Raw genomic sequence first — 8,482 nt, forward strand, 5'->3', positions numbered from 1 at the left:
CCTTCACTGCCGAAGGCTATTTCGACCATCCACAGGCGCGCCCGGCGACAGGCGCGCCGGGCATTCGTATAGGAGCGCTTCCTTGTCCGACATCGCGATCGTTGGCATCGGATGCCGGTACGCCGGCGGCATCGATTCACCGGCGTCCTTCTGGGATTTCATTCTCGACCGGCACGACGGCATCACCGAAATCCCCGCGGACCGCTGGGATTACCGGCGCTTCTACGATCCGGAGCAGCGCGCGCCGGGCCGGATGTACACCAAGCGGGCGGCCTTCCTGACCGATGACCCGTGGGCCTTCGATCCGGACTTCTTCGGCATCTCGCCGCGCGAGGCGACCGCGATGGATCCCCAGCAGCGGCTCATTCTCGAGGTCGCCTGGGAAGCCCTGGACGACGCGGGCGTGGCGGGCCGCAGCGCCGGTGCGCCGATCGGGGTGTACGTGGGCGCGTTCACCCTGGACCAGCTGGCGGTCGGATTCACCGGCGCGGCCCTGGCCCACATCGACATGCACTCCTCGGCGGGCACGTCCTACACCATGCTGTCGAACCGGATCTCCTACGCGCTCGACCTCGGCGGGCCCAGCTACACCGTCGACACCGCGTGCTCGTCCTCGCTGGTGGCACTGCATCTGGCGTGCTCGGCGCTGGACAGCGGGGACTGTGAGACGGCGCTGGCCGGCGGTGTGAATCTGATGCTGCAACCGGGCACCTTCATCTCGATGTGCAAGGGCGGGTTCCTGGCGAAGGATGGGCGCAGCAAGTCTTTCGGGGCCTCGGCGGACGGGTACGGGCGCGGCGAGGGCGCGGGCATGGTGGTGCTCAAACGGCTCGCCGACGCCGAGCGCGACGGTGACCGCGTCTACGCGGTGATCAAGGGGACGGGATCGAATCAGGACGGGCGCACCACGGCGATCACCGTGCCCAGCGCCGACGCGCAGGAGCGGCTGGCCAAGGCGGTCACGCGCCGGGCGGGGATCGATCCGAGCCGGGTGCGGTACGTGGAGGCGCACGGCACGGGCACGCCGGTCGGAGATCCGTTGGAGCTCAAGGCGATCGGCCGGGCCTACGGTGCGGCGACCGGCCGGACGGACCCGGTCGGGGTGGGCTCACTCAAGTCGACGCTCGGCCACACCGAAGCCGCCGCGGGTATCGCGAGCGTCATCAAATCCGCACTAGCGGTGTATCACCGGACGTTGCCGCCGCAGGGCTGGTTGGACGACGAGCTCAATCCGGAACTGGCGCTCACCGAGCTGGGCCTGGAGATCCAGACCGAGGCTCGCACGCTCGATGGCGCGGAGCCGATGACGGTCGCGGTCAACGGTTTCGGCTACGGCGGCACCAACGCACACGCGATCCTGCAGGAGTACCGACCTGTCGAGCCGGAAACCACCACGTGGGTACCGCATTTCGGGGTGCTGCCGGTCTCCGCGCGCAGTGAGCGCGCGGCCCGGGAGCTCGCGGGCGCCTACGCCGCACTCCTCGGCGGCGGCGCGGACGCCGACCAGCTCGCCGCCGCGGCGTGGACGCGGCGCCGGCACCACCAGTTCCGGCTCGGCGTGCCCTTCGACTCCCCCGCCGAATTGCTCGACGCCCTGCTGAGTTTCGCCGCGGGCGAGGGCCGCGAGGCTGCCCGCACCGTCGCGAACACCGGGCCGGTCTTCGTCTTCACCGGCATGGGGCCGCAGTGGTTCGGCATGGGCCGGGATCTGCTCGCCACCGATGCGGACTTCGCGGCCACCGCACAGCGCGTCGACGACGCGTTCGTCGCGATCGCCGGCTGGTCCATCCTCGACGAACTACGCAAACCCGAGGAACAGTCCCGGGTGACCGCGACCGAGGTCGCCCAGCCCGCCAACTTCCTCATCCAGGTGGCGCTGTACGAGAAACTCACCGCGCTCGGCATCACGCCCGCGGCGGTCGTGGGCCACAGCGTCGGCGAGGTGTCGGCGGCCTACATCAGCGGTGTCCTCTCGCTGCCCGAGGCCCTGACCGTGGCCTATCACCGCGCCCGGCTCCAGGCCCGGACCGCGGGAACCGGCGGCATGCTCGCGGTCGGTCTGCCCGCCGCCGAGGCCGCCACGCTGATCGAGGGCCTCGCGCGGCGATTCGGCGAGGACCCCTGGTCGGGCGACGAGTGGGCCGCGCGCGTCGATATCGCGGCGATCAACAGCCCGGGCTCGTGCACGCTCTCAGGCGCGCTGGACCAGCTCGCCGATCTCGCCGAGGAACTCACCGCCCGTGGCGTTTTCGCCAAGTTACTGCACGTCGAGGTGCCCTATCACAGCGCGTTGATGGATCCGATTCTCGACGAACTGCACAGTGCGCTGGCGGATCTCACGCCGTGGCAGCCGGCGCTGCCGCTGTATTCCACAGTCACCGGTGCGCGTAGCGACGGGCAGTGGGATGCCGACTACTGGTGCGCCAACGTGCGCGAGCCGGTGCGTTTCGCCGAGGCGATCGGCGCGCTGGTCGCCGCGGGCGAGCGGGTCTTCGTGGAGGTCGGCCCGCATCCGGTGCTGGGCGGCAACATTCGGGAGATCCTGATCGCCGCGGGCGAAAAAGGCGCGACCGTGCCCACTCTGCGGCGCAAGCAACCGGATCAGCAGAGCCTGCGCCAGTTCCTGGCCGGGCTGTACGCCGCGGGCGCGCTGGACGTCACCGCGCTGTTCCCGGTGACCTATCCACACCTGGAACTGCCGCGCTACCCGTGGCAGCGCACCCGGTTGCGGGCCGACATCCCGGTCTTCACCCAGCATCGCTACGGCAGCCCCGAAACACCCGCGATGCTCGGCGATCCGGACCTGGAGCAACCGCGGCGGTGGACACTCGAGATCGCCGCGGGCACGATGCCCTGGATCGACGAGCACGTGGTCGACGGCACCCGCATCCTGCCCGGCGCCGCCTATCTGGACGCCGCGCTCAGCGCCGCCTCGCTCGAATTCGCCACCCGCCCCGGCACTTCGGTGGAGCAGGTGCGTTTCGTGGCGCCGCTGGTCATCGAGTCCGGCGATGTGCCGGTACTGGAGACCAGCGTCGAGGAGTCCACGCACCGGTTCACCATGCGCTCGCGCACCGCCACCGGGAGCAGTTGGACGGTGCACGCGACCGGACGCCTGGTCGACGGCGGCTACGAGCCCGGCAAGACCGAGGTGCCGGCCCTGGACGCCATGACCGAGGTCGCGCCCGCCGCGCTGTACGCGGAGCTCGCGGCCACCGGGGTCGAGCACGGGCCGGCGTTCCGGCTGGTCCGCCAGGCCTGGGTGGACGGCAACACCGTGGTCGCACGGATCGACGCGAGCATCGCGGCCGGCTCCGGGCACCTCGCGCACCCCTGCGTGCTCGACGCCGCCTGGCAGGTGGTCTCGCTCGCCGACACCGGGGGCCCGGCGCGGGACGGGGCCGTCATCCCGATCGGGGCGGAGTCGGTGCGGCGCTACGCGGCGCTGCCCGACGAGGTGCTGGTGGTGGCGCGGCTGACCGCCGCGCTGCGCGCCGACATCGACATCCTGGACACCGATCACAATCCGGTGCTGCGCATCGTCGACGCGCGTTTCCAGGCGGTGCCGTTCGGCGGTGGCCTGCAACGGCGGCTCGAGCAGATCTACTACGAGGAGAAGTGGGTGCTCCGCGAGCCGCTCGACCGGGGCGCCTGGGCACCGGACGAATCGACGGCCACCGTCGTGGTCACGCTCGGCGCCGCGCATGGGGGCCGCGCCGAGCAGATCACGCGGGTGCTCCCCCAGGCTCGGATTGTCGATATCGACACCAGTGCAATCGATTTCGCGGCGCCGGTGATCGAAGAACTACGTGCGGCGCACGGCGGTGTCGGCATCGCACGCCTGCACCTGTGTGTGGTCGCGAGCGCGGGTGACGTCGTCGCCGACCTGTGGGTGCTGAGCCAACTCGCCTTGGCTGTCGACGAATTCGTCGACAGCGTCAATCCGGAGCCGCTGCCGCTGACCGGTGACGGCTCGCTCTACGCCACCCTGGTGACCGAGCGCGCGATCGTGCACCCGCAGGACGCCGCCGAACCCGACCCCGATCACGCCGCCCTGGCGGGCGCGCGGCGGGTGCTGCTCAACGAACAACCGCACGTGCGCTGGCGGTTGGTGGATATCGAACCCGACACCACCGTCGAGGAGCTACTCGGCGAGCTGGCGGTGCCCGGTGCGTTCGCACCCGGTGATACCGACGAGGTGTTCCTGCGCAACGGATTACGCTGGTCGATCGTTGTCACGCGGGCGCTGGCCGACCGGCTGGCCGCGCTGGATCAGGCCGAGCCGCTGCCTGACCCCGAAGCCAATTTCGCGCTCGATATCCCCAAGTCGCGCCTGCTTTCTCAGCTCGGCTGGCGGCGGGCCGAGCGCCGCGACCCCGGTCCCGGCGAAGTGGAAGTGCGGATGGAGGCCATCGGTCTCGGCTTCAAGGACCCGCTCAAGATCCTCGGCGTGCTCGGTGTGAACGAGCTCGGAGCAACCCAATTCGGTGTCGCACCGGGCATGGAGGGCGCGGGCACCGTGGTCCGGGTCGGCGCCGAAGTGGCCGCGTTCCAGGTCGGCGACCGGGTCGGTTTGGCCTCGCCGGGCATGGTGGAGCGCTACCACGTGGCCGACGCGTCGCTGATCGGCGCGGTGGCCGGCAGTATCCGGCCCGAGCTGTGCACCTCGATGGTGTCGATGGTCACCGCCGAATACGCGCTGCTCGACCTGGCCCGGGTGCGGCCCGGTGACGTCGTTCTCGTGCACGGTGCCGCCGGCGGGGTCGGCAGCTGCGCGATCCAGGTGGCGAAACTGCACGGCGCCACCGTCATCGGGGCGGCGGGCACCGACGAACGCCGGGCCTGGGTGCTGGAGCGGGGCGCGGACGCGGTGGTGGACTCGCGGTCGCTGAACTTCGTCGACGACGTGCTCGGCCTCACCGGCGGGCGGGGCGCGGACATCATCGTCAGTACCGCACCCGGCGAGGTCATCCACCAGAACTTCAAGGCGATCGCCGAATTCGGGCGCATCGTCGAGATCGGCAAGGCCGATATCTACGCCGGCGGCGTGCTGGATCTGCGCAACTTCGACAAGAACGTCGCCTACTACTCTTTCGATCTGGACCGCATGCTGAAAGTGCGGACCGCCGAGGTGATGTCGCGGGTCTCGGAGGTGTTCGGAAAGCTCGCGGACGGGGTCTACCGGCCGGTCGCGGTCGAGTCCTTCGGCACCGACCAGGTGGTCAGCGCCTTCGAGGAGGCGCTGCGCTCCACCCGGCTCGCCCGCATCGCCCTGCACCTGGGCACCGAAAACCCCGCCGTCCGGCCACAATCCGCCGACGTGCCGATCGATCCGGACGGCCGCTATCTCGTCACCGGCGGGTACGGGGCGTTCGGGCTGGCGACCGGTCGCTGGCTGATCGGCCGGGGCGCACGGCATCTCGTGCTGGTCGGCCGTGGCGGGGCCGGGACCGAGATGGCGCGGCGGCAGCTGGACCGGTGGCGGGACGAGGGCATCGAGGTGCTCGCCGAGCGGGCCGATATCACCGACCCCGCCTCGATCGGAGCGGTGGTGCGGCGGGTGCACACGGCCGGGCATCCGCTGCGCGGCGTGTTCCACGCCGCGGGCGTACTCGACGATCAGCGGATCACCACCATGGATCGGGACAGTCTCACCAATGTCTTCCGGCCCAAGCTCGACGGCGCGCGCACGCTGTACGACGCGCTGACCGCCGCCGACGTGCGCTTGGACCTGTTCGTGCTGTTCTCCTCGGGCAGCGCGATCATGGGCGGAATCGGCCAATACTCTTACACCGCAGCAAATCTCGCGTTGCAGTCGTTCACCGAACTGCTCGCCCGGCGCGGTGAGCGGGTGCTGTGCATCGGGTGGGGTGCGATGTCGGGTGGCGGCATGGTCGACGCCGACGAGACGGTGCAGCGGTATCTGCGCATCGCGGGCTTCGACGCCATCGACATGGATCAGGGCACCGAATATCTCGGCGAGGCTTTGCGACTCGGGATCCGGCAGGCCGCGATCATTCCGGTCGACTGGAGCAAGGTGGTGCTCGCCGCACCGCAGGCGGCCTACACCGCGCGGGTCGCCGACCTGATCGCGGCGGCCTCGCAGGATAATTCGGCCGCCGCCCAGCTGCGCGCACAGATCGGCGCGCTCGACGAAGGGCAGCGCGCCACGGTGGTGGGGTATCTGCTCGCCGAACAGCTGGCCGCGGTGATGGGGGTGGCGGCCGATTCCATCGCGCTGGACGTGCCACTGCCCGAGCTCGGGCTGGACTCGCTGATGGCGGTGGAATTCGGTGCGCTGGTGACCAAGACGCTCGGGGTGGAGATCAACAGCATGCAGCTCGGGCGCTCGTTCAGTTTGGCGCAGGCGGGTGCGCGGATCGCCGACATCGTGGTCGGTGGATCGACACGGCAGGAGGTGCTCGCGTGAGCGAGGCCGAACGTGACATCGCCCGGCGGCTGCTCGCCGGGAACGGAGGCGCCGCCGCGGGTACGGCACGGCCGCAGGCGATTCCGGTGCGGCCGGTCCGGGCCCGGCGCGGACGCGGGAAGCAGTTCGCCGATCATCCCGCCGTGGTGGACGCGCTGTGTAAGCAGGCGGCGATCCAGCAGCTGATCGATTCCACCGGGCTGCCGCATCCGCTGTACCTGTCGCCGGAAGGCTACAACGGTGCCGTGATCCGTTCCGGTGGAAGGGAACTGGTCAACTACAGCTCCTACAACTATCTGGAGCTGGCACAACACTCCCGGGTGATCGCCGCGGCCAATGCCGCCGCCGCGCAGTACGGCACCTCCGCCTCGGCCACGCGCATCGTCACCGGCGAGATTCCGCTCTACGGGCAGCTCGAACGCCGGCTCGCCGAGATCTACCAGGTCGGCGACGCGCTGGTCACCTCCAGCGGGTTCCTCACCAATGCCGCCGTGATCGGCTTCCTGCTCGGCGAAGGCGATGTGGCGGTGTGTGATTCGCTCGCACACGCCAGTCTGGTGGCCGGTACCCAGTGGGCGGGTTGTCGCCGGGTCACTCTCCGGCACAACGATCCCGAGGCACTGGAGGCCCTGCTGCGCACCTCCCGGCACCAGTTCGATCGGGCGCTGGTCATCATCGAGGGGCACTACAGCATGGACGGCGATCTGGGGCGGATCGCCGAAATCGCCGAGGTGGCACGCAGATACGACTGCGCGGTCCTGGTGGACGAGGCGCACGCGCTCGGCGTGCTCGGCCCGAACGGACTGGGCAGCCGGGAACATTTCGGTCTGCCCGGCGATCTCGTCGACATCTGGGCGGGCAGTCTGTCCAAGGCCATGGGCAGCACCGGCGGCTTCATCGCCGGCGACGCTGACCTGGTGCGCGCCATCAAATACGCCGCACCCGGCATGGCGCTCTACACCGCGGGCCCCTCCCCCTCGAACGTGGCCGCCGTCCTCGCGGGCCTCGATGTCCTGGCCGACGAACCGGACCGCCTGGCCCGCCTGTGGTCCAACGCCCGCCTGTTCTGCGCCGCCCTGCGCGAGCACGGCATGAACCTCGCGGACTCCGAATCCACCCCCATCGTCCCGGTCATCGTCCCCGGCGAGATCCGCGCCGGCTACGCCGCCGCCGCCCTACTCCAGCGCGGCTACAACGCCGGCGCCATCCTCTCCCCCGTCATCCCCGCCGGCACCGAACGCCTCCGCTTCTTCCTCACCAGCGAACACACCGAATCTCACCTCCGCACCACCGCCGACCACCTGGCCGACATCCTCACCATCGTCGACCACATCCCCGACCTCCCCCTCGGCCCCGAATCCGCCACCGTCCACGGCCTCCCACCGGGAGCTACCTAGTAACCAAATCCAAGCGGGAGAACGGAACCACCAGTTTGATCGGCTGGTCCAAGACGAGTTCGCCATTGTCGTGGCTGGCGTGCAGCGAGTAGCGACGCCCGGACCAGTCCAACCTGAATTCCTCGATGCGGTCGATCATCAGACCGTCATCGGTCAAGAACACGATCAGATACACCGGAATGCCGGCCCTCGCGTACAACGCGTGCTTGACGACAGTGTCTCGATAGCCGCTGTCCGAGGAGACGACCTCCACGGCCAATTCGATGCCGTCCAGCACGGTGTTGACGTCGTATGCGCCGCAATTCCGGACGTAAAGATCCGGGTAGCGCACGTTCAATCGCCGATCGGCCTCGACGGATTCGGCATCGGCGAATCGCACAGCGACATCGTCGGCCACCTCGAAACACGCACCCGCCGGTACCGCGTCCTCGAGAGCGGTACCGAGGCGGCGAATGACGCGCCCGTGCACCTCGCTCTGCGCCATGCACCGGACGACGAGCCCGTCATTGATCTCGAAGCGCCCACCGAACCGTTGCGCCAACTCCCCCGGCTCGGCCGCCAGGAACTCCGCAGCCGTGAGCCGCTGCTCCGGCTCCCGCTCTACTACCGCCATACCTGAGCAGTCTAGCGACGCACCGGTACCGGTCGGCGCAGC

Annotated in this window: 3 protein-coding genes; 2 read left to right on the forward strand and 1 reads right to left on the reverse strand. The window is 69.9% G+C overall.

Annotated features, from left to right (window positions below):
- Window positions 1-82 precede the first annotated feature (82 nt).
- A complete protein-coding gene (locus AB0H76_RS31970) occupies window positions 83-6,430 on the forward strand; it encodes an SDR family NAD(P)-dependent oxidoreductase (RefSeq protein WP_357330748.1) in 6,348 nt (2,115 codons plus the stop codon).
- Window positions 6,427-7,827 carry an aminotransferase class I/II-fold pyridoxal phosphate-dependent enzyme gene (locus tag AB0H76_RS31975; RefSeq protein WP_357330749.1) on the forward strand — a complete coding sequence of 467 codons (1,401 nt, stop codon included), beginning with the start codon at window positions 6,427-6,429 and terminating at the stop codon, window positions 7,825-7,827. Before AB0H76_RS31970 ends, AB0H76_RS31975 begins: the two co-directional genes overlap by 4 nt.
- Here AB0H76_RS31975 and AB0H76_RS31980 read toward each other — a convergent pair.
- Complete coding sequence (locus AB0H76_RS31980; protein WP_357330750.1) at window positions 7,820-8,440, reverse strand: Uma2 family endonuclease; 621 nt, start codon at window positions 8,438-8,440, stop codon at window positions 7,820-7,822. The genes AB0H76_RS31975 and AB0H76_RS31980 overlap by 8 nt on opposite strands.
- Window positions 8,441-8,482 lie beyond the last annotated feature (42 nt).

The organism is Nocardia sp. NPDC050712 (assembly GCF_040654295.1).
Taxonomy (GTDB): Bacteria; Actinomycetota; Actinomycetes; order Mycobacteriales; family Mycobacteriaceae; genus Nocardia.

Bases quoted from the DNA above. Each gene is read 5' to 3' on its own strand.
- AB0H76_RS31980 (WP_357330750.1), bottom strand. From the start codon at position 8,440: ATGGCGGTAGTAGAGCGGGAGCCGGAGCAGCGGCTCACGGCTGCGGAG.